The organism is Pedobacter miscanthi (assembly GCF_032678605.1).
Lineage (GTDB): Bacteria > Bacteroidota > Bacteroidia > Sphingobacteriales > Sphingobacteriaceae > Pedobacter > Pedobacter miscanthi_A.
In genome coordinates this window covers 337,169-359,815 of record NZ_JAVTSU010000004.1, presented here as the reverse complement: position 1 = coordinate 359,815, position 22,647 = coordinate 337,169, and the positions used below count along the sequence as shown (strand labels likewise).

Genomic DNA, 22,647 nt, shown 5'->3' with positions numbered 1-22,647 from the left:
CAATTAACCCCCAGCGTATCGTCATTTCGACCGCAGTGGAGAAATCTGTCTGGATAGATCTCTCCATTTCGCTTTGCTTCAGTCGAGATGACGATTTATTTTGTCTTAGCCTTAAACTCTTCCAACTCCTCAGGTAACCATACCGGATATTGTTTCGCCTTTTGTTTTGCCTCTGCAGAAACCGGTAATTTCCAGATATCGAAAAACATCCCTAAATCTGATTTAGTAGCTTTACAAATCGTATTAAACCAAAGATCTATCGCTTGTTCATTTGATTTAGGGTAATCGCTTTTAGGCAGATCAGCATAAGCTTTGTTTGAAGTTTTAATTGCATCCCAGCCAAATTGCTCAATAATTTCGATATACATGCTCAGGGCAATCCATGGGTCCTGCTTAAATTTATCATAACTCGGACTCATTCTCATATAATTTTTAATATGTTGAATCACGCCTTCCTTACTTGGCAAATGATCTTTATGCTGATATTTACCAAGCTTTAAAACCTGGTCATAAACATACATGCTGTAAAGATTAACGGTAACTTCTCCCAAACCATCAAAATCAATATCATTAAATTGGTGGCGATGGCCAAGTTCGTGAAAAATACCCCAGGATCCTCTAATTTCAAGTGAATCTACGTTGAGCATCACGTTGCAATTTTCATCATCATCAGGCCCCACAATTTTGTATGGCATTGTAAATAAAGAGCCCGCCATTACCTGTTGATCCAATATAATCCGCTCTGTATGTACCCTTTTTCTATCAATTACCCTTAAATCAGCATCCGCATTCATTACCCGATCATAAAACGTTAACAAAGCCCCGGGATTGTCCATATTACGAACCCTGTAAGAAGGCAACGTTAAAATGACATTATCGGTGGCCAGTTCTGCCCATGGTGCAGGATAATTTTTTATGGCTTTATTCCAGTCTTCGGTATTCGTTTCGCCCAGTTTAAAATAAGGCGCATTTACAGCACCATCAACTTTAATGTCGATCGATTTTAGGCTTGAGGTATCCGAAATGTTGATCAAAAGCAATCCGCCATAGGGCGAAAAAACATCGGTTGTATCTTTTATCAGTTCGAATGTTTTGGTTAAGTCAGTACCTATCCTTGTTAGCTGATCCAGGTTATCGATCAGGTCATCATTATGTACACCAACCTGTGCCTTTAATTTTTGCGATAAGTATTTTTTATCAATTATTACCTTTACTTTTTCTCCGGCAGGAATATATAAGCCGGTAGTATGCGGCCTGTAATAGGGAGAAGGCATATCATATAAGCCTTGTGTACCTACTTTTACGGGGATGATTACATTTTTGGTAATTCGTTCTGCTTCATCGGGCACTTTACCTGGAAAAAGCTCATAACCAGCAGCTTTTCTTTTGTATCCCAGTTTGTGATCCTCTTGTTTCGCTAATATTTTTTCTGCCATGCGGTAAGCCGTTTTCTTTTCACTGGTAGAAATATCTAAAGGATGTGCTTTTGACGGCTGATAAACAGTATCAGCAGGTATTTTGTAAAAATGTTTGATTCTTTCAATCAAAGGCGATTTGACATCATTTGATTCTAAAACAAGATCGAGCGTTGGCTTAACATAAAGCGCTGATTTATAATAGCCTTCATCACCGGTTGAAGGATTTAAAGTATAAGGCAATAAGGTATTGATATGCAAATAGGCAGGAATAGAATCGGTATAAGCATGATTATACTTTTTAGTCGGAAAAATTAGGACATTTACATTAAAAATACCCGCTTTAGTAAACAAATCGTTAATTTTTAAAGTTAGGTTTTTTGGCTTTGTTTTGTCGTTTACTTTAAAGATAGCACCGTAGGGCGAACCAAAAATTAAAGTACCACCATTTTTCACAAAAGAAGTAAGCTTTTCGAGCTGAACCGAATCTTTCAGGTCGTCGGTAATAAATAAAGTTTTTATTTTATTTTCAATATCGAATTTGGGTAAAACCTTTGCATTTATTTTTTCAGCTTTAAAAAAACTGATCAGATCATTTGCTGATGTGCCGTAAATGGCAACATTGCCTTTAGGGTTTAAATCCCGGGCATTTAAAATAAGCTGCCTGACCGATTTATTCTCTAATAAATGCTTTTCGAAATAAGTGTTAGATCCTAAAGCTAAAATTTGGCCCTTCCCGTATTTAGACGCCATAATCATTGTGCCTTTGAGTTTAAGCTCCGGAATGATATCCACTATGGCAATAATCTCGGCGCTTTCATTTGCCGTGTAAAATAAGGAAATAGCGTTGGTGGTATCAGTAAGCGGAATCGGTCCTACATTTTTTAACAGCGTCTTTTTTAAAGGTTCCTGAGCAAAGGACTGGAAAGAAAGCAATAACAGACAGCAAAAAGCCGAAAGAACTTTGAGATTGAGCATAGGTAATGTGCGATTAGATTTTTATTAAAGTAAATAAATTAATCGCACATTATCCTCAGGCTAAAAAAGGATTAACTAATTTTAACAATTAGCAGGAGCAGGATATTAGTGGTATTTCCGTAAAGACCTAAGGGCAATAAACAACCCGATTAAAGTTAAAACAGCACTTAATATAAAGGGCGCCCCAGGAAAATAAACAGGCGCTTTGCCTTCGATAAAATAAGCAAAAATATGGGTCATTACCCAGGGTGCAAAAATAGCCGCCAGACTCTGTAAGCCGGTTAAAACACCCTGCATTTCACCCTGCGCATTAGCCGGGATCTGGTTCGAAATTAAACCCTGCATGGCCGGTCCGCCAATTCCGGCCAAACCATAAGGAAGCATAAAGGCAAACATCATCCAGCCCTTAGTTGCGAAAGCGAATGCAATGAACCCAATTACATATAATATCAAGCCAAAATAAACGGCTTTTTTATCACCAATTTTCGGTAAAATCACCCTGATTAATCCGCCCTGAACTATGCCGATAACCAAACCCACAAAACCTAACGAATAACCTACCCAGGATGCATCCCAGTTAAATTTTTCCATGGTATAAAATGTCCAGTTCGATTGAACTGAATGACTGGCAAAGTACAGTAAAAATAAAGTAACCATTAAACCTAGCAAAGCAGGATATTTTCCTATACTGCGTAATGAACCTATGGGATTTGCCCTTTTCCAATCGAAAGCCCTGCGTTTTTCTACCGGTAAAGATTCGGGTAAGATAAAGTAACCATATAACCAGTTAATTAATGATAAACCTGCAGCCACCATAAAAGGCACCCGCGTACCAAAATGACTAAATACACCACCCAAAACCGGACCTAAAATAAAACCTACACCGAAAGCGGCTCCAACCAAACCGAAATTCTGTGCTCTTTTTTCAGGCGCCGAAACATCGGCAATATAGGCCTGTGCTGTGGTAAAACTGGCCCCGGTAATCCCGGCAATAATCCGCCCAACAAATAACCATACAATGGAAGGGGCAAAAGCCAGAAAAATATAATCAATCCCCAATCCGAATAAGGAACTTAATAATACCGGCCGTCTGCCGTAACGATCACTCAGGGCACCGATAATAGGAGAAAATATAAACTGAACCGACGCGTAGGCGAGGGTAAGCCAACCGCCGTATTCGGCGGCTAAACCGAAACCACCGCCGGTAAAATCCTGAATAAGTTTTGGTAAAACCGGAATAATGATCCCAAAGCCTGTAAAATCGATCAGGAGGGTGACCATGATAAAACTCATTGCAGATTTCTTTTCTTTTGCCATCGTATATAAGGTTTAAAAGCAAAAGTATCAGAATTACTTAAAAAAGTTCTACAAACCCATCAGGTTTTTAAAACCTGATAGGTTTGGGATATAAAAAACCAAAACCCCTTAAACCGGTCTTCAGTAAATTAAAATCCAGCGGGGAATAAAAAACCTATAACAAAGGTCAAAACTTTTCCACAATGCCTTAATTCGGCATAATTTTGTTAAATTCGCAAGGTTATAGTAATACCTTTTTTAATATCGTTTTAAACAACGAGAATAATAATTTATGGCAGAAGATTTAGAGAATCAACAGAACGACAAAATCATTCAAATTAACATAGAAGAGCAGATGAAATCGGCCTACATTGATTATTCAATGTCGGTAATCGTATCAAGGGCCTTGCCTGATGTACGCGATGGATTAAAACCAGTACACCGCCGTGTGCTCTACGGGATGTTAGGTTTAGGTGTAACCAGCGGAAAACCTTATAAAAAATCAGCCCGTATTGTAGGGGAGGTATTAGGTAAGTATCACCCGCATGGGGATGCATCTGTATATTTTACCATGGTTCGTATGGCTCAGGATTGGAGCTTACGTTACCCAATGGTAGATGGACAAGGAAACTTTGGCCATATCGATGGTGATTCGCCAGCTGCAATGCGTTATACTGAGGCTCGTTTTAGTAAACTTGCCGAAGAAATGGTTGCCGATATCAATAAAGATACCGTTGATTTTCAGTTCAACTTTGATGATACCGAGCAGGAGCCAACGGTTCTACCTGCAAAAATACCTAACCTTTTAGTTAACGGTTCATCTGGTATTGCGGTAGGTATGGCTACTAATATGGCGCCCCATAACTTAACAGAAGCAATTGATGGTGTTATAAATTATATCGACAACAGGGATATTACCATTGAGGAATTAATGAAGTTTGTAAAAGCTCCGGATTTCCCTACAGGTGGTATTATTTATGGTTATACAGGTGTTAAAGAAGCTTTCGAAACTGGTCGCGGACGTATTGTAATGCGCGCAAAAGCCGAAATCGAAAACATTAAAGACCGCGAAGTAATTATTGTTACTGAAATTCCTTACCAGGTGAACAAAGCACAAATGATTGAGCGTACTGCTGAATTGGTTGGCGAGAAAAAACTGGAAGGTATTTCGAATATCAAAGACGAATCGAACAAAGATGGTATCCGCATCGTTTACGAAATTAAACGTGATGCAAATGCCTCTATCGTATTAAACAACTTATATAAATATACGGCTTTACAAACCTCTTTCAGTGTAAATAACATTGCATTGGTAAAAGGCCGTCCACAGATGTTGAATCTAAAAGATTTGATTGTACATTTTGTGGATCACCGCCATGATGTAATTGTTCGTCGTACTAAATATGAATTAGCTGAAGCCGAAAAACGTGCCCACATTTTAGAAGGTTATTTAATTGCTTTAGATCATTTAGATGAAGTAATTAAATTAATCCGTGCTTCCGAAACACCTGAGGAAGCCCGTTTAGGCTTAATTGAAAAATTCGGATTAAGCGATCTTCAGGCACGTGCCATTCTGGATATGACATTACGTCGTTTAACAGGACTAGAACGTGATAAGATTAAAGAAGAATATGCTGAATTAATGAAAACCATCGAATACTTAAAATCTATTTTAGCAGATGAAGGTTTGCGGATGCAGATTATTAAGGATGAACTGGAAGAAGTGAAACAAAAATTTGGTGATGAGCGTAGAACTACGATCGTTCATTCAGCCGAAGACATGAGCATGGAAGATTTCATCGACGATGAAGAAGTTGTAATCACCATTTCTCACGAAGGTTATGTAAAACGTACTCCTGCAAGCGAATTTAAAGCGCAGGGTAGAGGTGGTAAAGGATCTAAGGGCAGTAACTCAAGAAATGAAGATTTTATTGAGCACATGCTTGTAGCCACTAACCACAACTATATGTTATTCTTTACCGAAGCCGGAAGGTGTTTCTGGCTCAGGGTATATGAAATTCCGGAAGGTTCGAGAACCAGTAAAGGAAGGGCGATCCAGAACATCATCAATATCCCGAAAGAGGAAAAAATTAAAGCCTATATTAAGGTTAAAAATCTTAAAGATCAGGAATACTTAGAGAACAATTTCATCATCATGTGTACTAAAAAAGGTACCATTAAGAAAACTTCTCTTGAAGCATATTCCCGTCCACGTGTAAATGGTATCAATGCCATCAACATCAACGAAGGCGATATCTTATTAGAAGCTTGTTTAACTAATGGTGAAAGTGAAATTGTAATGGCTTTACGCTCAGGCAGAGCCATCCGTTTCAACGAAAAAACTGTTCGTCCGATGGGTAGAACAGCAACTGGTGTTCGTGGTGTAAGGCTTGCACACGATCAGGATGAAGTTGTTGGCATGATTGCTGTTAACAATCCTGAAGTTACGGTGTTGGTGGTATCTGAAAAAGGTTACGGAAAACGTACCGACATTGAAGATTACCGTGTAACAAACCGTGGTGGTAAAGGGGTAAAAACAATTAACGTTACTGAAAAAACCGGACAATTAGTATCGATTAAAGACGTTACCGATAGCGAAGATTTAATGATCATTAACCGTTCAGGCATTGTAATCCGGATTCCGGTTTCAGCTTTAAGGGTAATGGGACGTGCCACGCAGGGAGTTCGTTTAATCTCGTTAAAAGGTGATGACGAAATTGCATCGGTTACTAAAATTGATCACGAAGAGGATGAAGAAGAAACAGTTGATTTAGAAAGCGTGCTAGTTGTTGATGGCGAAGAAGTAGAAGCCGATACCACTCCAGAAGCTGATGATACTGAAGAAGAAGGCGAATCAGATAACGAAACGGAAGAAGAAAATTAACTAAAAATTAGATTAGAATAAAAATTATGAAAAGAGTATTTCTAAGTATGTTTCTAGCAGGTGCGGTGAGCGCTGCTTTTGCTCAGAAAAGTGAAATAAGCGCAGCAAAAAACGACTGGAACTTATTCCAGTTAACCTCTGCAAGTGCAACAACTCCATTGGCAAAAAAGCTTGAATCGTTGGCAAAAGGCCTGGCCCATACCGACAAAGCCATTGCTGATGAGAAATCTAAAGTAATGCCGGAAGCATGGTCGTACCGCGCTTTATTTGCTTCTTCTGCAGCTATTTTAGATACAACCAGTACCGCAAATGCTGATGCAAATCTAAAAATTGCCCAGGATGCGATTGTTGAAGCTAAAAAATTAGATACAAAAGGCGCTGAAAAAGATAATATCAATTCAGCAGAAACAAACATTATCAATGCCGTTAGAAATGGTGGTGTGATTGCTTACAACAAAAAAGATTACAAAACAGCATACGAAAAATTTGTTGCTGCAACCGTAATCAATCCTAACGATACCGCAATGTATTTAAACGCAGGTATTGCGGCAAGAAATATTGAGGATTATCCGGGCATGATTACCCAGTTTAAAAAAGTAATCTCTTTAAACTCACCACAGTCTAAAGATTTATACTCTGAGATCATCAGTACAACATTGAGCAAACAAAAAGATACTACTGCTGCATTAGGCATTATCAAAGAAGCTTCAGCTAAGTTTCCTGAAAATACCGACTGGATTAAAACTGAAACCCAGATTTATATCGATAGGGGTGATGCAGCAAAATCTGAGCAAATGTTAACTGCTTTAGCCGCAAAAGAGCCAAACAATCCTAATTATCAGGTTTTATTGGGAAATATTTATTTCAGTCAGGCTTTAAAATTACAGGCCGATAGAAATAAGATTGATGCTAAAAAAGTGAAAGAATTTAACGAAGTAACCGGCAGAATGAATGCCTTATTAGATAAATCTCTTCCGTTTTACAAAAAAGCACTTGAGGTAGATGCTAAAAACCAGGGAGCTTTAGAAACATTGAAAACCATTTACGGTTTCAGAAATGACACTAAAAACTACGAAGATATCAAGAAACGTTTAGACGCATTGCCTAAACAATAATTTATTATCCGATTCAAAAAAAGAGCTCTGAAATTTCGGGGCTCTTTTTTTTATGTTTATTTTTATGGTTTATTACGGTTTTATCACATTAATACTATTATGCAGAATTGCTTTAAAATATCTTTAGCCGCTTTGATTTTCGTCTCTTTTAATGCTACAGCCCAAAAAAGCCAGATTTTACTGGCCAGAAATGCTGTCGGCAAATTGCAGGCTTCCATAGCCAACAAAGAAGATGAGAAAAAGCAATTAAGTATTATTACAGAAGGCTTAAAATCAGTAGATGCTGCAGAAAAAGACAATAAAACCAAAAACTGGACAGAAACCTGGTCAATAAAATCATACCTGACTTCCTTCGCATCATTGATTGATACCGATCCGAACAATGCTAATAAATTTTACGATAGCGCTGTAGAGGCCGTTGCCAAAGCAAAATCATTAGATCGTTACAATGATAATGGCGGTTTAATTAAAGCATCTAACCACAATATTCTGATCAAAAAACAGGAGAAAGGTAACGAAGCCTATTTTAATAATGAATTTAAAGAGGCTTTTACCGCCCTGAAAGAAGTAGCTGATAGTTTTCCTGCTGATACCACATTGGCATTAAATACCGCCATTTGTGCATTAAATATCCAATCGTACGATGAATCTTTAACTTACTTTAAACGTGCCAAAGAAAATGGTATCAGGAACCCGTCTGTTTTTCAGAAAATGGCGCAAATGTACGTGGTCAAATCAGAAAACGAAACAGCAATTAAAACGCTTGAAGATGGATTGGCTTTAAATCCGTTTAACCGTTTTTTAACCAATGATTACATCAATCTTTTGCTCGACACCGAAAATTACAGCAAAGCCCAGGGATTAATCGAAAATAACTTAAAGGTAGAAAAAGGAAATAAACTGCTTTATTTTCTTTACGGATACCTGCAACAGGTTGGCGGAAATAATGCTACGGCTATTTTAGCTTACGATAAAGCTTTATCTACAGATCAGAATTATTTCGACGCATTGTATCAATTAAGTTTAGCTTACATCAATACAGCCAACGAAACTTTGCGCAAAAGTGATGCAGATAAAACTGAAAAATATAAAGGTTTGATTAACCGTGCACAGTTTGCTTTACAACGTGCGAACGAGATTAATCCAAACGATAAAAAAACGGTACAGCTGCTGATCGATATCTACACTAAAAAAGGTACAACAAACAAAGTGCAGGAACTTAACCGCAAACTTCAGGAGCTATAATTTCATATGTCATTTATCAAGGATAGGATAGTGTTGAAGAATGCAACTTAACATAATATTAATTATAAGACAAATAGTTTACACTAAAACGTATAAACATTAATGCAAATCTAGTCTGATAAATTCTTACTTCAAACTATCTCTGGGAATCGTTTCAATATTGAAATCCCTATAGTCACTTGGTATAAATAAGGAAACTTACAATTGAATATTGTCATGACTATTTTGTTTCCTGTATTTTTTTATTGATCTAATCACGTAAAAACAATAAAGCCAAACCGCTAAGGATATGATAAAAGTTGGTACAAGATATTTTATTGGGTAAAGTGGAACAATAGTAGAATCAGTGAAATAGCAAATCATACAAAAAAGAGAAAACGGAGCAACAAAACCGCTTACGCCCATTAATCCCGCAGATAGCATTTCTTTAGACTTTATATTTTCCATATTGATTTATATTGGTAACTAAAGATAACAATTATCCTTTTACTTTTGATCGCAAAAAGTTAATGAAAAATAATTGATCGGATGTTGTTGGCACAATACATCGTTATAAAACAATTTGCCAGTCAATTTGTACTAATAATCATGTACGACCATTATAGTTTCGAAGATGCTGCTGCTTATCAGATTGAACTTGCCAAACAATTAAAGTTTCAACCGCTTGATAAAATTGAAACCATTGCCGGAGCTGATATTTCTTTCAATAGAGACAGCTCGACCATGTATGCCGGAATTGTACTACTGACTTATCCTGGCATGGTGCTAAAATCTTTTGCATTGGAAACTTACGAAACCAATTTCCCTTATAAGCCTGGATTTTTAGGTTTTAAAGAAGTTCCGGCCTTGTTAAAAGTTTGGGAATTAATTGCTCACAAACCAGATGTTGTGGTATTGGATGGTAATGGGATTTTACATCCGCGCCGTATGGGTCTTGCTTCTCATTTTGGAATTTTAGCTAATCAGGCTACAATTGGTTGTGCCAAGAGTCTTTTGCACGGAAAAAATCATCTTCCGGAAAACGCAAAATTGAAGACCGAAGAAATTAAAAATAACGCCGGAGAAATGCTTGGTTTTGCATTAAGAACGAAAATCAACTGCGCACCTGTATATGTATCTGCAGGTCATTTAATTACTAATGATCAAAGCCTGGATATCGTTAAAAATTCCATCAGAAATTACCGTATTCCAGAACCTACACGCCTGACACACAATATTGTGAACGATTTTAGGACAGGTAAATTAAAAGCCGGTTTTCATGAAATATCAGCACCATTAACTTTGTTCTAAGGATTTGCTGTTTTTGCCACTTTTTGGTTCGATAATTTACTTTTTGATTGGAAAAAAAGTAAATTATCGAAAATTAAATAAGATGACGACTTAGTTTAACACACAATCTTCTAAATTACCATCCCAGATTTCTTTTTCATTGGTTACGATTTCAAGAAAATCCATTTTACCATTGGTTACATCAAGGCAATAAGTTAGCTCATTTTTCAGATTAAGAGCTGTTAATTTTTCTTCTGCACTAAGCAATCCATTAACAAATTCTTCTTCTTCAAATTCTTTCAGGTATACAAAGTTTAAATATAAGCCAGTTCCTGTTGTTTTGGAAGTCTCGATTTTTATAAAATCTAAATGATCTGATAAATAAGAAAACTTATCCAAATTAGCCTTGATTATCGTTTTGAGCAACAAAAGTTCAAAATCTTTTAATTCAGTCATTTAAATTTAATTGGTTTTTTTCTGCAATTGTTTGTTTTTTAAACCCAGTTAATCCCTTTTTTAAGTAACTGTATTGTTTTATACTCATCAGAATCAGTTTCTGGCTGAACGTTATACCCCCAATTGGCTTGTGGAGGCAAACTCATTAAAATAGATTCAATTCTGCCGTTAGTTTCCAATCCGAATTTCGTACCGGAATCGTAAACCAGGTTAAATTCTACATAACGGCTACGGCGCTGATATTGCCATTCTTTATGCGCCTCAGTAAATTCTTTATCGCGGTTACGGTCGATTAATTCTGTATAAATCGGTAAAAATGTTTCACCAATATTGATGGAGAAATCTAAAATCTGTTCCCATGATAAATTGGTATTCTCAGGTTTTAAGCGATCGTAAAATATCCCACCAATTCCCCGCGTTTCTTCACGGTGTTTAATGAAAAAATAATCATCGGCATGTTTTTTAAATTTCGGGTAAAAATCATCGCTGAAATCGTCGCATGCCTGTTTTAATTTATGATGAAAAAAGCGGGCATCATTTTCAAACACATAATGCGGGGTTAAATCGATGCCGCCGCCAAACCAGCGTGTTTCTTCATTGAGTTCGAAATAACGAATATTCATATGAATAATCGGAACCAGAGGATGATTTGGGTGGATCACAATAGAAACACCTGTAGCAAAAAAATCATCTTCTGTTACATTGAAGGCTTTTTTAACCGATTCAGGCAGTTTACCGTATACTGCAGAAAAGTTTACACCACCTTTTTCGATAATGGCGCCATTCTGCATAATCCGCGTGCGGCCGCCTCCCCCACCGTTTCTTTCCCAAAGCTCCTCTTCAAATTTTCCTTTACCATCGGCAATTTCCAATCCACGGCAAATTTCATCCTGAATTTGCTTATACCTCGCTGCTACTTCTTCTTTAAACATGACGGCTCTTTCTATTTCCATACAAATTTAAGGCTATTAAAGCAGCTATATTGATTTATGTTTAGATAGTACATTTTATTGACATTGTTTTTAACCAGCCGTTAACTTTCTAAATAATTAAGGTCCTTATTAAAGCTTTCTTTTAAATAAGTTACCGAAATCATCGCCACTACGGTAACAATACCCATTACAATAAAACCCGCTGATACAATGCTAAAGCGGTGCACAAAAAACTCGAAAACAAAAGTAATTGGAATTAAGGCACCACGTACAAAATTTGGCGCGGTTGTGGTTACGGTAGAGCGGATATTGGTTCCAAACTGTTCAGCAGCAATCGTTACAAATGTTGCCCAATAACCAACGGCAAACCCCATAAACAAACAGATTAGTATGAAACTATTTTCTGTTAAACTTGTACTCGTTAAGTAAACAATTACAGTAATTACGGAAAGACTTTGAAAAATGAGCACCGTTTTTTTACGTGATTTTAATACCTGCGCTAAAAAGCCACATACCACATCCCCAATAGCAATACCAAAATAGGTATACATAATCCCCGTACCAGCACTAAGCAGTTCTTTTGCACCCAGCGCTTTTCCAATTTCTGGCGATTGAGTAACCAGAATACCTACAACAAACCAAAGTGGAAGCCCTAAACAAATACAGGCCAGGTATTTTAAAAACCGTTTTTTATTGGAAAAAAGCATAAAGAAATTGCCTTTCGAAACTTCTGTACTTTGTTCTGCGTGTTTAAACATGCCCGATTCGAAAGTACCCACACGTAAAAGCAAGAGCAGTAAGCCCATTCCACCACCCACAAAATAGGATGTTTGCCAGGTAAAGTGTTTTCCAATAGTAGCTGCTGCTGCTGCGCCCAATAACCCGATTCCGGCCACCACCATCGTTCCGTAACCACGTTTTTCTTTATCCATGGTTTCGGTAACCAGTGTAATCCCGGCACCCAGCTCCCCTGCCAAACCAATACCAGCAATAAACCTGATGATGGCATAAGTATGTACATCAGTAGCAAAACCATTGGCAATGTTCGCTAACGAATACATTAAGATCGAACCAAACAATACTTTAATGCGACCAAATTTATCGCCGATAATTCCCCAAAGTAAACCTCCGAGTAATAAACCGAACATTTGCATATTAATTACATATTCGCCTTCGGTGCGCATGTGTTCGGCAGAAACACCTATATCGGTAAAGCTTTTAAGACGTACAACGGAGAATAAAACAAGATCGTAAATATCAACAAAATAGCCCAGGGCGGCTACAATAACTAAGAAAATTACATTACGGCTGTTGGTTTTTGCTTGATGATCCATTTAAGTATTTGGTTTAAACGCTGAAAGTACGCAATAACACAAATATTTAAAATAGATTTTTAAAAATAAAAGCCACCCTGCATTAGAGTGGCTCTTAAAATCCTACATAGGAGGATTCTTTTTTGTAGTGTCAGGCGGCATTTTTGTTGTCGTGTCTGGCATTTTTTTAGATGTTGTATCCATTGGTGCCGTAGTGGTCGAATCCATCTTAGTACTGTCTGAAGAACCAGCCATATTTTTTGATGAATTGCATGCTGAAGTGGCTATCATAAGAGAACCCGCGAAAGCAAGACTTAAGATTATTTTTTTCATAGTTTTTATTGTTATCTATCATCCTAACAACCTTATAATCATTTGGTTTTATTTTTTTTCTCCAGATAAGATCTTTTTTGACAGATCGCATTGATTATGAAGCGCTTGCAATACAGAACAATCACTATTTATGATGGATTTTTAATTTATTCAAAAGCTCTGGTGATACATTTTCGGCATATACGCCATAACCATCTACCAAAACACCTTTCAGATTGCCTACATTTGAAGAAATAGCATATACCACCGAACTATCAGCAGGATCAGTCATGCCTTCAAAACGGTAAACTTCTTCAATTTCAAACTCTTCGGGCATCAGGAACAGATCAATCGATTTGCATTCCAGGCCATCAGGGGTTAAATTGAAATCTAAATTGTAACCGCGGCTATCTAAATCTGTTAAAGCGCCGCTAAGCGTATCGAAAACATGCATCATGTAAATTACGGAAATATTACCAAAACAACACCTCCAAAACTTTAAAAGGTGGTAAAACTTTCTGATATTAGTAAATATGATTATTTCTCAAAACACCCTGAAATGGGTAATGCGCTTTTACCCGCCTTTGTTTTTTCAGCGCATTTGGGTTCAGAAATTTGAAAATGAATTTAGAAGCTGCACGGTTAAACTAAGCAAGAGTTTCCTCAATAAAAACTACAACGGTTCTATTTTTGGAGGAACCATTTACGCTGCTACGGATCCTTTTTACGCCTTATTATTCGATCAGTTAATGCAAAGGCGCGGTTTTAAAGTACGCGTTTGGTTAAAAAGTGCATCTATACAATATTTAAAACCCGGTCGTTCCACTTTATATTTTACCATTACAGTAACCGAAGAAATGCTGAACGAGGCCGAGCATGCATTAAAAACTGTTGGGAAGTTTGTAAAAGCCTATCCAATGGAAATTACGAATAAAAATGGTGAATTGTGTGCTACCGTTATGAATGAAGTATATATCCGAAACCTGCACCAGGGCGAAATGCCGAGGGTTGCTTACTAAATTTTTAGATTATGCCGAGTATTAAGAATTTAATTTTGCAGGGCGAGGGCGTGATGCTCGATTTTAAGAAAACCATTACCAGTACCGAAAAAATAGCCAAAAGTTTGGTCGCTTTTGCCAATAATAAAGGTGGTAAATTGCTGATCGGCGTAGCTGATGATGGATCCATAAAAGGAGTAAAATCCGAGGAAGAAGAAAAATACATGATTTTAACCTCTGCCCATCAGTTTTGCAAACCTGCCATTGAACCCCTTTTTGAAGAAATTTATGTTGATGATAAACTGGTACTGGTGGTAAATATTCCCGAAAGCGATACCAAACCCCATTATGCACTCGATGATCAGAAAAAATGGTGGGCTTATATCCGTATTGATGATAAAAGTGTGCTCGCCAGCCGCATCATTGTGGAAGTATTAAAGCAAGAGTATAAAAACGATGGTGTGCTGATCTCCTATTCAGATAACGAAAAAAAACTGCTGGAATACCTGGAGCAACATGAAAAAATTACCTTGAAGGAGTTCAGCAAACTGCTGCGAAGTTCTTACCGGAAAGCCCAAAAAGTTTTGGTTAATTTAATTTTAACCAACGTAATCAAAACGCATACAAGCGAAAAAGAAGAATATTTTACAGCTGTAAAGTAGCAAATCTCCTCAAAAAGCACCTAAATGATACGTTCAAAATTAATATTCATTTTCTTTATTGTTTGCTGTTCCTTAACGGTTAAATCGCAAAACTATCAGGACTCGCTCCATCGTGAATTAACAGATTACCTGAATAAAAACAGTATACCCGGCTTTTCGGTATCTATTTTAAACAAAGGTAAAATTGTTTTTGAAAGTGGTTTTGGTTATGCAAATGTTGCTAAAAAACAACCCTATACCGCACAAACCATTCAGAATATAGGTTCTGTTAGTAAAACATTTATTGCCGTATCGCTCATGAAAGCTATGGAACTCGGTTATTTTGATCTGGAGACGGATATCAATACCATTCTTCCTTTTAAAATCGTAAATCCATATTTACCCGATGAAATTATTAAAGTTAAATACTTAACTACCCATACTTCGGGAATTTTAGATCATCAGGAGATATATAACCGCTCCTATCGTTTTGAAGGGCCAAAAGTCCAGAATGGGTTTTTGTTAAACATGATGAAGGAAAACAATTATACTTCTGATTTAAACGACACTACTTTAACAACATTTTTAAAAGCTTATTTAACCCCACAGGGTGCCCTATATAAAAAAGAAAATTTTAGTAATTCAAAGCCCGGCAAACGTGCATCCTACAGTAATATTGCTTCGGCGCTTGCTGCTTACCTTATTGAAGTGAAATCTGGCCTGTCTTTTGCCGATTTTACCCGGAAATATATTTTTAAACCGCTTCAAATGAATCATACAAATTGGTTCGAAACTAAGAAAAATGCTACTAAACTAGCTGTTCCTTACCTAACCAAAGATATTTCAATGCCATTTTACCACCTTACAACCTATCCTGACGGAGGGTTAAGAACTTCTGTTGCTGAACTATCATTATATGTACGCGAAATGATGAAAACACTCAACAATAACCCGGGTTTAATTACAAGAGCATCAGCAACTGAAATGTTTAAACCCGTATTTACACCACAAAATTTACCTGAGAACATGAATTTGCAAACACGAAACAAAGGGGTTTTCTGGAATATTTACAATGATGGCTATATTGGGCATGATGGAGATGACCCGGGTGCAAGTGCCAATATCCTTTTCAATAAAACAACAGGCATAATCTTGATCAGTAATATTTACATTGCCGACAGAAGTAAAATTCTTTCCATCCTCAAAAAATATGGCCCTCTACTCGTTACTTCTTCCAAATAAAATGTAGCCCTTATAGCTCCCCGATTATCTTTATAAAACTAACTTTTCTACATTGCTATTTTTTGAGGTTTAAAAACCCGACCTTTGCAAACCTATGTTTGCTAAAATTTATACCAGATATAAACCCTACTATAAAGAAAATCTTCATTTGGCATTGCCTATTGTGGGTTCTCAGGTTGGCCATACCCTGGTACACATGGCTGATAGTATTATAGTTGGCCACTTTACCGATACGATTCAACTGGCAGCAGTTTCACTGGTGAACAGTATTTTTATGCTCATCCTTGTAATCGGATTAGGTATTTCTTACGGTTTAACCCCACTTATTGCACAAGAAAACGGTCGTCAGAATTACAGCGAATGCGGAAAACTTTTATCAAACAGTTTAATTATCAACATATGCGTGGGTGTACTTTTATACATCCTGGTGCAATTAGGAATATTTTTTGTAATCGATCACCTCGAGCAAACACCTCAGGTGGTGCGCTATGCAAAACCTTATCTCAATCTATTATCGGTTTCCATTATCCCATTACTGGTTTTTCAGACTTTTAAACAGTTTGCCGAAGGTTTAGGTTTTACCAAACAAGCGATGTATGTTTCCATTTGGGGAAATGCCCTTAATATTATATTAGGGATTATTCTTGTAAAAGGAATGTTTGGTATCAAATCAATGGGTGTGAGCGGTGTAGGCTTAAGTACCCTAATTGACAGGGTATTGATGGCTACCGTAATGTCGTTTTATGTATTGCGTTCGCAACATTTTAAAAAGTACCTGGTCAGTTTTAAAGCTACTTTCTTCGATAAATTACGTGCCATTAAAATTGCAAAGATCGGGATGCCTGTTGCCATGCAATATTCTTTCGAAATCAGTGCTTTTAGTGGTGCTGCTGTATTAATTGGCACTATTGGAGCAGTAGAACAGGCTGCGCACCAAATTGCGATCAGTTTAGCTGCAATGACGTATATGATTGCCAGTGGCGTGGCTTCTGCAGCTACAATAAAGACCGGAAATAATTTTGGCAAGAATAATTTCGACGATTTACGTAAATCTGCCATAGCCAGTTATCATGTTATTTTACTATTTATGTCGTGCACAGCCATCATTTTTGTGCTGGCCAATAACATGATGCCATTTATTTATACCGAAGATGCAGCCGTAATTCCTATTGCTGCTCAGTTATTAATTATTGCAGGTTTTTTCCAATTGTTCGATGGCACACAAGTTGTCGGACTGGGTGTTCTACGGGGCATTGGCGATGTAAATATTCCAACTTTTATTACATTTCTGGCTTACTGGGTAGTTGGTATTCCGATCGGATATTTATTGGGATTTCATTTCAATTTAGGCGTAAACGGAATCTGGTATGGATTAACCCTTGGTTTATTAACGGCCTCTATCCTATTATTTATACGTTTTCAGAATAAAACGAGGAGTTTGAATTACAAAAATAGTCGTCATATCGACTAAAGCGCATTCCCCACGTTTCCTATCGTGTGGACACAAATATTAGATTAGTTTTATTTGCTCCTATGCCGCAAGGCATCAAACTTTTGAGACATCAAAAGTATGCAAAAATGCTTTGTCAATCCAGCAAGGGCCTTTTACACAATCCCCATACACATCAAAAAAACAGTGGCAATTGTTTTGTTTGTTAGGGCCGGGTGAAAAGTTTTTGCAAACATGAAACACAAAACCACGGCGTTTTAAGTTTGATAGTGCCATTTGTACTGCTGTACGCCTGTTTTTTTGATTTTCCTGGCCCAGGGGATTGAAGGGCGTGCTTCGGTAAGGGCTGTGTTATTTCAAAGCAAGCCAGCATAGTGCCTTATATAGTGCCTAAAAGATGTGTCCACACGATAGCACTTTTCGGGAGAGAGATCCATCTCGATAGATTGCCAGACTTCGTTACACTCCGCTCGAAATGAAGGCAGCATCAGGAAAATTCAGAATGATAAACGGTTATTTCCCACCAACATTCACCACAACACCGATAGTGAAGATAGAATTGCCTGCAGACATGTATTTCCGCTTCTTTAAGCCAATATTACTGCTGGTGGTATATTGCAGCTGAAAAGTTTTACTGAGCGCCATACGCGTAAAAAATACAGGTTCAAAGAAAATATTATCTTCTTTAGGCTGCACCACACCGTTTAAAAAGAAACGGTCCATTTTAATATGACTGATTCTTAACGCAGTACCATAATTGATTGGAAAGTCAGTTCCAAACAAATGCAGGTTGTTTTTCTTTTTTGAACTATAATTTACCTGTAAAAACGTTTTGCGGTAATCTACATCCTGTACTTCATTACTGATCAGCACATCATCTTTAAAATCGCGGAAAGTAATATCGCTCCAACCCTTACCTACACCAGCATAAATCTCAATAATCCGGTTATTATCTGGTCCGAAAGTATCAAAATAACCACCGCCTATTTCAATCAATTTATGCCCGAAATCTTTGGTTTTTCTTTCACTATTCATTCTAGAACCACTAAAGAGCAGTCCAACATGGTCAGAAACGGCATAGGCACCATTTACACTGGCATTGCCTTTTAAAGAAATGTGTGCGCCTCCGCTAAATTCACCCTGTTTGCTCAACATGGGCGTATTAGGAACGTTTGGCATATAAACAGAAGAACAACTGACTGCAAAAAGCGCTAAAACTGGGAGTGTAAATCGTAAGTATTTAATCATAGATGTTATATAAACAGATTTTGAAGACAAAAATTGTGTTAGTATTCCATTTTCATGAAATCCATCACCCTCTTAAATTCATCATGCAAACCGGCTTTTAAATGTATTTTTTGTTTTGTAACGGGGTGGATAAACTCCAGTTCAGAGGCATGCAGCAACATGGTGGTCATATCCCACTGCTCCTTAAAAAATTTGTTCTGCTTATTACAACCATGCGTACGATCGCCGATGATGGGATGAAGGATATGACTAAAATGCCGCCTCAATTGATGCATCCTACCCGTTTTTGGTGTAGCTTCTACCAACGAGTACCTCGAAGTTGGGTGTTTGCCAAATGCCACTGCCACCTCTGCCCTTTGCAGGGTTTTAAAAGCAGTAAAAGCATCCTGCATGGTTCCGTTTTCTTTGGCCAGCGGATAATCAATATCCATGGTGTCGGCTGTAAAACCTCGCAAAACAGCCAGGTATCTTTTATCAGTTTCAGCATTCATAAATTGCTGATGCATAGCAATTTCAGACGGCTTATCAAAAGCAAATAATAAGATTCCGCTTGTTTTCCTGTCTAACCTATGCACCGGACTAACATGTTTGCCTACCTGATCCCTCAGCAACTGTAAGGCAAATTCGGTAGCATCTCTGGCAATAGAAGATTGATGTACCAAAAGGCCATGCGGTTTGTTAATAGCAATTAAATGCTCGTCCTGATAAATAATCTCCAACATATTGCCGCGAAGATAAGGATATTATGTTTTTTGAGTGATGACCTATGCAAATAAATCAAAAGCAAGCCTAAAAGTATTACAATGGGCATCCACAATATCTTTAATATCAGCAGAGTAACCACCGCCCATACTCACCTGAACTGGTAGGCTTTTGTTTTTACAGGCCTGCAGTACCATCCTATCCCGTTCTTTACAGGCAGCTTTACTTAACGATAACTTTCCTAATTTATCGGTAGAAAGTACATCAACACCAGAAAGATAAAACACAAAATCAGGCTTGGCTCTTTCAAATGCCCTTTTAAGGTTGATGTTCAATATCGAAAGGTAAACTTCATCCTGCAGCCCGTCATCCAGGGGAACATCCAAACTGGATACTTCCTTTCTGAATGGGAAATTTTTATCGCCATGCATGGAAAAGGTAAACACTTCAGGCTCTTTTTGAAAGATTTCTGCTGTACCATTTCCCTGATGTACATCTAAATCAATAATTAAGATACGTTTAGCTAAATTATTATTTAATAAATAGTTAGCAGCAATAGCCTGATCGTTCAACAAACAAAATCCTTCTCCCCAATTACTGCCTGCATGGTGTGTACCGCCGGCAACATTAAAGGCAATTCCACTGCTCATCGCGAAATGAATTCCATCAATTGTGCCCTGTGCAATCCTAAGTTCCCGCTCTACCAGCTGCGTATCCAATGGAAAACCAATCCGCCTCTGGTCTTTCACTGAAAGGGTTAAATTCCTCAGTTGCTCCCAGTAATCTTTTTGATGCGTTAAAAGTAAAATCTCTTCGCTGACGGGCTCTGGACTGAATAAATTTTGTTTTTCTATCGTGCCTTCATGCAATAGCTGTTCAGGTATCAGCTCATATTTCAACATCGGGAAGCGGTGCCCCTCTGGTAAAGGATGCGCATAAATGGGGTGCCAGGCAATCTTGATCATCAGCCCAAAATCTCCTCTACATGCTTTTCGATATTATTGCAGATCTGATCTACCGGAAGATCGTTTGCATCATAGCCAAATGGATTCTCTATTTCTTCAGCAATCAACTCCAAACTCGCTAATACATAAAGAATAAAGGGAACAATTGGCACTACAAAATAACCTAAACTAAATACCCAGCCAAAAGGTAAAGTGATCACATAAACAAAAATAAATTTTTTGATAAAAGCACTGTAAGAAAACGGGATTGGGGTGTTTTTAATCCTTTCGCAGGCGCCACAAATATCAGTAAACTGATTAAAATCACTCGAAAGTACAATAAACTGTTCTTGCGAAATTGAACCTTTTTCTAATAAGCCGTAAAACCTGCTGATTAAACTACCGGCTATCTGGTTTGGAATGTGTTTACCTTCTTCAACTTCAATTAACAAGCTGTTTTTACCAAAGTACATCTTTTCACGCAAATGTTCTTTTAAGGCAAAAGCATACTTGGGAATGCCATATTCGAAAAAGCGAACATCTTCGTCCTCCAGTTTAAGCGCTTTAATTTTCATGGCCAGGTTACGGCTTACATTGGTTAACGCGCCAAGTAACTTCCTGCCTTCCCACCACCTGTCATAAGCGGTATTGGTTCTAAAAACCAGCAAAAGAGATAAAACAAAACCCAGCAAACTATGCATCATGCCGATATTGGTTACGTTGCTGGTTTTAGAAAGCTGAAAATAATTAAGTTCAGCGTATGCCACTAGTCCGGAGAATACGGCTACTGCAAGCATTAAAGGCCAAAGTTTTCTGAACGTATCGCTTTTATCAATATGAAAAATGAAGGTACTCCAGTCCTTAGGGTTGTAATTAATCATTTTTAACTTCTACTTTTTACTTATAAAATATCTTTACTCACTTTTAACAACGCCTGACCTGCCAGATAAATATCTTCAAATGAATTGTAAAGCGGCACGGCGCTTAACCGGATTACATCAGGCTCACGCCAATCTCCCAGCACATGATTAGCCATTAAGCCATCAAAAATCTGCTTACCGTTACGCTTGGCAATAATGGATAATTGCGCCCCCCTGTTTTCAGGTTTTTTTGGTGTTATAATTTGATACTGCTCCAATCCTAATGCTATATTTACCTCATTTATAATAAATTCAAGGTACTGAGTTAAATTAATACTTTTAGCTCTTAAAGGTTCTATAAAACCGGCTTGCTCAAAAATCTTAAGCGATGCATGATATAAAGCCATTGGCATTACCTGTGTACAGCTTACCTGCCAGCCATCCGCCCCAGCTTCGGGAATAAAGCCCTTTTCCATTTTAAAACGTTTGTCTTCCTGGTAACCCCACCATCCTGCAAAGCGGTTTAAACTGTTGTTGTTAAAATGTTTTTCGTGGACAAATATTCCGCTAATGCCACCCGGGCCCGAATTTTGGTACTTATATGAACACCAGCAAGCAAAATCGACATCCCAATCGTGAAGTTTTAGCGGAACATTTCCGGCGGCGTGCGCCAGGTCCCAGCCTACGATGGCGCCAATTTCATGACCAGCCTTTGTTATCGTCTCCATATCATACCATTGCCCGGTATGATAATTAATCCCCCCAAACAAAACCAGCGCAATTTCATCTGCATTTTCTTTGATTTGAGCAATGATATCTTCCGTTTGAAGGATTTCCTCACCTGCTCTTGGAAAAACCTCTATAATCGCTTCTTTTGGATCGAAACCATGAAACCTGACCTGACTTTCGATCGCGTACTGATCAGACGGGAACGCCCCGCCTTCCATGATGATTTTAAAGCGTTTGCCTTTTGGCTGGTAAAAACTCACCATCAACAAATGGAGGTTTACCGTTAAAGTGTTCATCGGACAAACTTCTGCAGGTAATGCACCCACAATTGGTGCCATCAGTTTTTTAAGCGCTTTATGATAAAACATCCAGGGCTCGTTTCCATCAAACCACCCTTCAACAGCATAGTTGGCCCAGTTATCCAATTGCTTTCTTAAAACCTCATTAGCTACTTTAGGTTGAAGTCCTAAAGAATTACCACACAGGTAAATAAAATCTTTTCCATTATGATTTGGAAATAAAAATTGTGACCTAAACTGCTGAAGCTGATCAGCCTCATCGTGCGCTTTAGCAAATGAAAGGGTATTTTCGAAATTCATTGCGCCAATATTACAAAAA

Annotated in this window: 20 protein-coding genes; 8 read left to right on the top strand and 12 right to left on the bottom strand. The window is 37.8% G+C overall.

The features are described from left to right. Nucleotides 1–95: 95 nt before the first annotated feature. Nucleotides 96–2,393, bottom strand: a complete 2,298-nt coding sequence (locus R2R28_RS08750) for a M60 family metallopeptidase (protein ID WP_316825301.1) — start codon at nt 2,391–2,393, stop codon at nt 96–98. Nucleotides 2,394–2,498: 105 nt separating this feature from the next. Further along, on the bottom strand, nt 2,499–3,710 hold the full coding sequence (locus tag R2R28_RS08745; protein WP_316825300.1) for a TCR/Tet family MFS transporter: 1,212 nt from the start codon (nt 3,708–3,710) through the stop codon (nt 2,499–2,501). A 271-nt stretch (nt 3,711–3,981) separates the two neighbouring features. Here R2R28_RS08745 and gyrA point away from each other — a divergent pair, with 271 nt between their 5' ends. From gyrA to R2R28_RS08725, 4 genes are all read left to right on the top strand, one after another. After that, nucleotides 3,982–6,573, top strand: coding sequence for a DNA gyrase subunit A (gene gyrA / locus R2R28_RS08740; protein WP_316825299.1), 2,592 nt, complete (start codon nt 3,982–3,984; stop codon nt 6,571–6,573). Between the two features lie 26 nt (nt 6,574–6,599). Beyond that, entirely contained in the window at nt 6,600–7,688 is a 1,089-nt protein-coding gene (locus R2R28_RS08735) for a tetratricopeptide repeat protein (RefSeq protein WP_316825298.1), read from the top strand. Nucleotides 7,689–7,787: 99 nt separating this feature from the next. Next, nucleotides 7,788–8,933 (top strand): tetratricopeptide repeat protein, encoded by a 1,146-nt coding sequence (locus R2R28_RS08730; RefSeq protein WP_316825297.1) that lies wholly within the window; start codon nt 7,788–7,790, stop codon nt 8,931–8,933. 588 nt (nt 8,934–9,521) lie between these two features. Continuing rightward, nucleotides 9,522–10,223 carry an endonuclease V gene (locus R2R28_RS08725; RefSeq protein WP_316825296.1) on the top strand — a complete coding sequence of 234 codons (702 nt, stop codon included), beginning with the start codon at nt 9,522–9,524 and terminating at the stop codon, nt 10,221–10,223. Between the two features lie 90 nt (nt 10,224–10,313). On the opposite strand, the gene R2R28_RS08720 is transcribed toward R2R28_RS08725, so the two are convergent. The 5 genes from R2R28_RS08720 to R2R28_RS08700 all read right to left on the bottom strand — a co-directional run bounded on the left by R2R28_RS08720 (nt 10,314) and on the right by R2R28_RS08700 (nt 13,672). Next, entirely contained in the window at nt 10,314–10,658 is a 345-nt protein-coding gene (locus tag R2R28_RS08720; RefSeq protein ID WP_316825295.1) for a hypothetical protein, read from the bottom strand. Between the two features lie 38 nt (nt 10,659–10,696). Next, on the bottom strand, nt 10,697–11,590 hold the full coding sequence (hemF, locus tag R2R28_RS08715; protein WP_316825316.1) for an oxygen-dependent coproporphyrinogen oxidase: 894 nt from the start codon (nt 11,588–11,590) through the stop codon (nt 10,697–10,699). 101 nt (nt 11,591–11,691) lie between these two features. Next, entirely contained in the window at nt 11,692–12,924 is a 1,233-nt protein-coding gene (locus tag R2R28_RS08710; RefSeq protein ID WP_316825294.1) for an MFS transporter, read from the bottom strand. 102 nt (nt 12,925–13,026) lie between these two features. Next, nucleotides 13,027–13,236 carry a coproporphyrinogen III oxidase gene (locus R2R28_RS08705; protein ID WP_316825293.1) on the bottom strand — a complete coding sequence of 70 codons (210 nt, stop codon included), beginning with the start codon at nt 13,234–13,236 and terminating at the stop codon, nt 13,027–13,029. Between the two features lie 124 nt (nt 13,237–13,360). Next, nucleotides 13,361–13,672: a phosphoribosylpyrophosphate synthetase gene (locus R2R28_RS08700; RefSeq protein WP_316825292.1), complete on the bottom strand. Its 312-nt coding sequence runs from the start codon at nt 13,670–13,672 to the stop codon at nt 13,361–13,363. A 76-nt stretch (nt 13,673–13,748) separates the two neighbouring features. Here R2R28_RS08700 and R2R28_RS08695 point away from each other — a divergent pair, with 76 nt between their 5' ends. The 4 genes from R2R28_RS08695 (at nt 13,749) to R2R28_RS08680 (ending at nt 17,567) form a co-directional block, all read left to right on the top strand. Beyond that, entirely contained in the window at nt 13,749–14,234 is a 486-nt protein-coding gene (locus R2R28_RS08695) for a DUF4442 domain-containing protein (protein WP_316825291.1), read from the top strand. A gap of 11 nt (nt 14,235–14,245) precedes the next feature. Next, nucleotides 14,246–14,875, top strand: coding sequence for an ATP-binding protein (locus R2R28_RS08690; protein WP_316825290.1), 630 nt, complete (start codon nt 14,246–14,248; stop codon nt 14,873–14,875). 24 nt (nt 14,876–14,899) lie between these two features. After that, nucleotides 14,900–16,096 carry a serine hydrolase domain-containing protein gene (locus R2R28_RS08685; protein ID WP_316825289.1) on the top strand — a complete coding sequence of 399 codons (1,197 nt, stop codon included), beginning with the start codon at nt 14,900–14,902 and terminating at the stop codon, nt 16,094–16,096. Between the two features lie 94 nt (nt 16,097–16,190). Then, entirely contained in the window at nt 16,191–17,567 is a 1,377-nt protein-coding gene (locus R2R28_RS08680) for an MATE family efflux transporter (RefSeq protein ID WP_316825288.1), read from the top strand. Nucleotides 17,568–18,059: 492 nt separating this feature from the next. Here R2R28_RS08680 and R2R28_RS08675 read toward each other — a convergent pair whose 3' ends face one another. Genes R2R28_RS08675 through kynU form a run of 5 tightly spaced genes read right to left on the bottom strand, consistent with a single transcriptional unit; the run spans nt 18,060 to nt 22,628 of the window. After that, entirely contained in the window at nt 18,060–18,794 is a 735-nt protein-coding gene (locus R2R28_RS08675; protein WP_316825287.1) for a hypothetical protein, read from the bottom strand. 38 nt (nt 18,795–18,832) lie between these two features. Then, complete coding sequence (locus R2R28_RS08670) at nt 18,833–19,516, bottom strand: pseudouridine synthase (protein ID WP_316825286.1); 684 nt, start codon at nt 19,514–19,516, stop codon at nt 18,833–18,835. A gap of 42 nt (nt 19,517–19,558) precedes the next feature. Next, entirely contained in the window at nt 19,559–20,461 is a 903-nt protein-coding gene (locus R2R28_RS08665) for a histone deacetylase (protein ID WP_316825285.1), read from the bottom strand. Further along, a complete protein-coding gene (locus tag R2R28_RS08660; protein ID WP_316825284.1) occupies nt 20,461–21,321 on the bottom strand; it encodes a bestrophin family protein in 861 nt (286 codons plus the stop codon). The genes R2R28_RS08665 and R2R28_RS08660 overlap by 1 nt, the downstream gene beginning before the upstream one ends. 20 nt (nt 21,322–21,341) lie before the next feature. Then, the gene (kynU, locus tag R2R28_RS08655) at nt 21,342–22,628 is read right to left on the bottom strand and encodes a kynureninase (protein ID WP_316825283.1); all 1,287 of its coding nucleotides are present in this window, start codon (nt 22,626–22,628) and stop codon (nt 21,342–21,344) included. Nucleotides 22,629–22,647: the final 19 nt, after the last annotated feature.

Excerpts from the sequence above, each read along its gene's own strand:
- R2R28_RS08735 (WP_316825298.1), top strand. The coding sequence starts at position 6,600 with ATGAAAAGAGTATTTCTAAGTATGTTTCTAGCAGGTGCGGTGAGCGCT.
- R2R28_RS08710 (WP_316825294.1), bottom strand. The coding sequence starts at position 12,924 with ATGGATCATCAAGCAAAAACCAACAGCCGTAATGTAATTTTCTTAGTT.
- R2R28_RS08730 (WP_316825297.1), top strand. The coding sequence starts at position 7,788 with ATGCAGAATTGCTTTAAAATATCTTTAGCCGCTTTGATTTTCGTCTCT.
- R2R28_RS08745 (WP_316825300.1), bottom strand. The coding sequence starts at position 3,710 with ATGGCAAAAGAAAAGAAATCTGCAATGAGTTTTATCATGGTCACCCTC.
- R2R28_RS08720 (WP_316825295.1), bottom strand. The coding sequence starts at position 10,658 with ATGACTGAATTAAAAGATTTTGAACTTTTGTTGCTCAAAACGATAATC.
- R2R28_RS08660 (WP_316825284.1), bottom strand. The coding sequence starts at position 21,321 with ATGATTAATTACAACCCTAAGGACTGGAGTACCTTCATTTTTCATATT.
- gyrA (WP_316825299.1), top strand. The coding sequence starts at position 3,982 with ATGGCAGAAGATTTAGAGAATCAACAGAACGACAAAATCATTCAAATT.
- kynU (WP_316825283.1), bottom strand. The coding sequence starts at position 22,628 with ATGAATTTCGAAAATACCCTTTCATTTGCTAAAGCGCACGATGAGGCT.
- R2R28_RS08690 (WP_316825290.1), top strand. The coding sequence starts at position 14,246 with ATGCCGAGTATTAAGAATTTAATTTTGCAGGGCGAGGGCGTGATGCTC.
- R2R28_RS08685 (WP_316825289.1), top strand. The coding sequence starts at position 14,900 with ATGATACGTTCAAAATTAATATTCATTTTCTTTATTGTTTGCTGTTCC.
- R2R28_RS08705 (WP_316825293.1), bottom strand. The coding sequence starts at position 13,236 with ATGAAAAAAATAATCTTAAGTCTTGCTTTCGCGGGTTCTCTTATGATA.
- R2R28_RS08725 (WP_316825296.1), top strand. The coding sequence starts at position 9,522 with ATGTACGACCATTATAGTTTCGAAGATGCTGCTGCTTATCAGATTGAA.
- R2R28_RS08695 (WP_316825291.1), top strand. The coding sequence starts at position 13,749 with ATGATTATTTCTCAAAACACCCTGAAATGGGTAATGCGCTTTTACCCG.
- R2R28_RS08665 (WP_316825285.1), bottom strand. The coding sequence starts at position 20,461 with ATGATCAAGATTGCCTGGCACCCCATTTATGCGCATCCTTTACCAGAG.
- hemF (WP_316825316.1), bottom strand. The coding sequence starts at position 11,590 with ATGTTTAAAGAAGAAGTAGCAGCGAGGTATAAGCAAATTCAGGATGAA.
- R2R28_RS08750 (WP_316825301.1), bottom strand. The coding sequence starts at position 2,393 with ATGCTCAATCTCAAAGTTCTTTCGGCTTTTTGCTGTCTGTTATTGCTT.
- R2R28_RS08675 (WP_316825287.1), bottom strand. The coding sequence starts at position 18,794 with ATGATTAAATACTTACGATTTACACTCCCAGTTTTAGCGCTTTTTGCA.
- R2R28_RS08670 (WP_316825286.1), bottom strand. The coding sequence starts at position 19,516 with ATGTTGGAGATTATTTATCAGGACGAGCATTTAATTGCTATTAACAAA.
- R2R28_RS08680 (WP_316825288.1), top strand. The coding sequence starts at position 16,191 with ATGTTTGCTAAAATTTATACCAGATATAAACCCTACTATAAAGAAAAT.
- R2R28_RS08700 (WP_316825292.1), bottom strand. The coding sequence starts at position 13,672 with ATGATGCATGTTTTCGATACGCTTAGCGGCGCTTTAACAGATTTAGAT.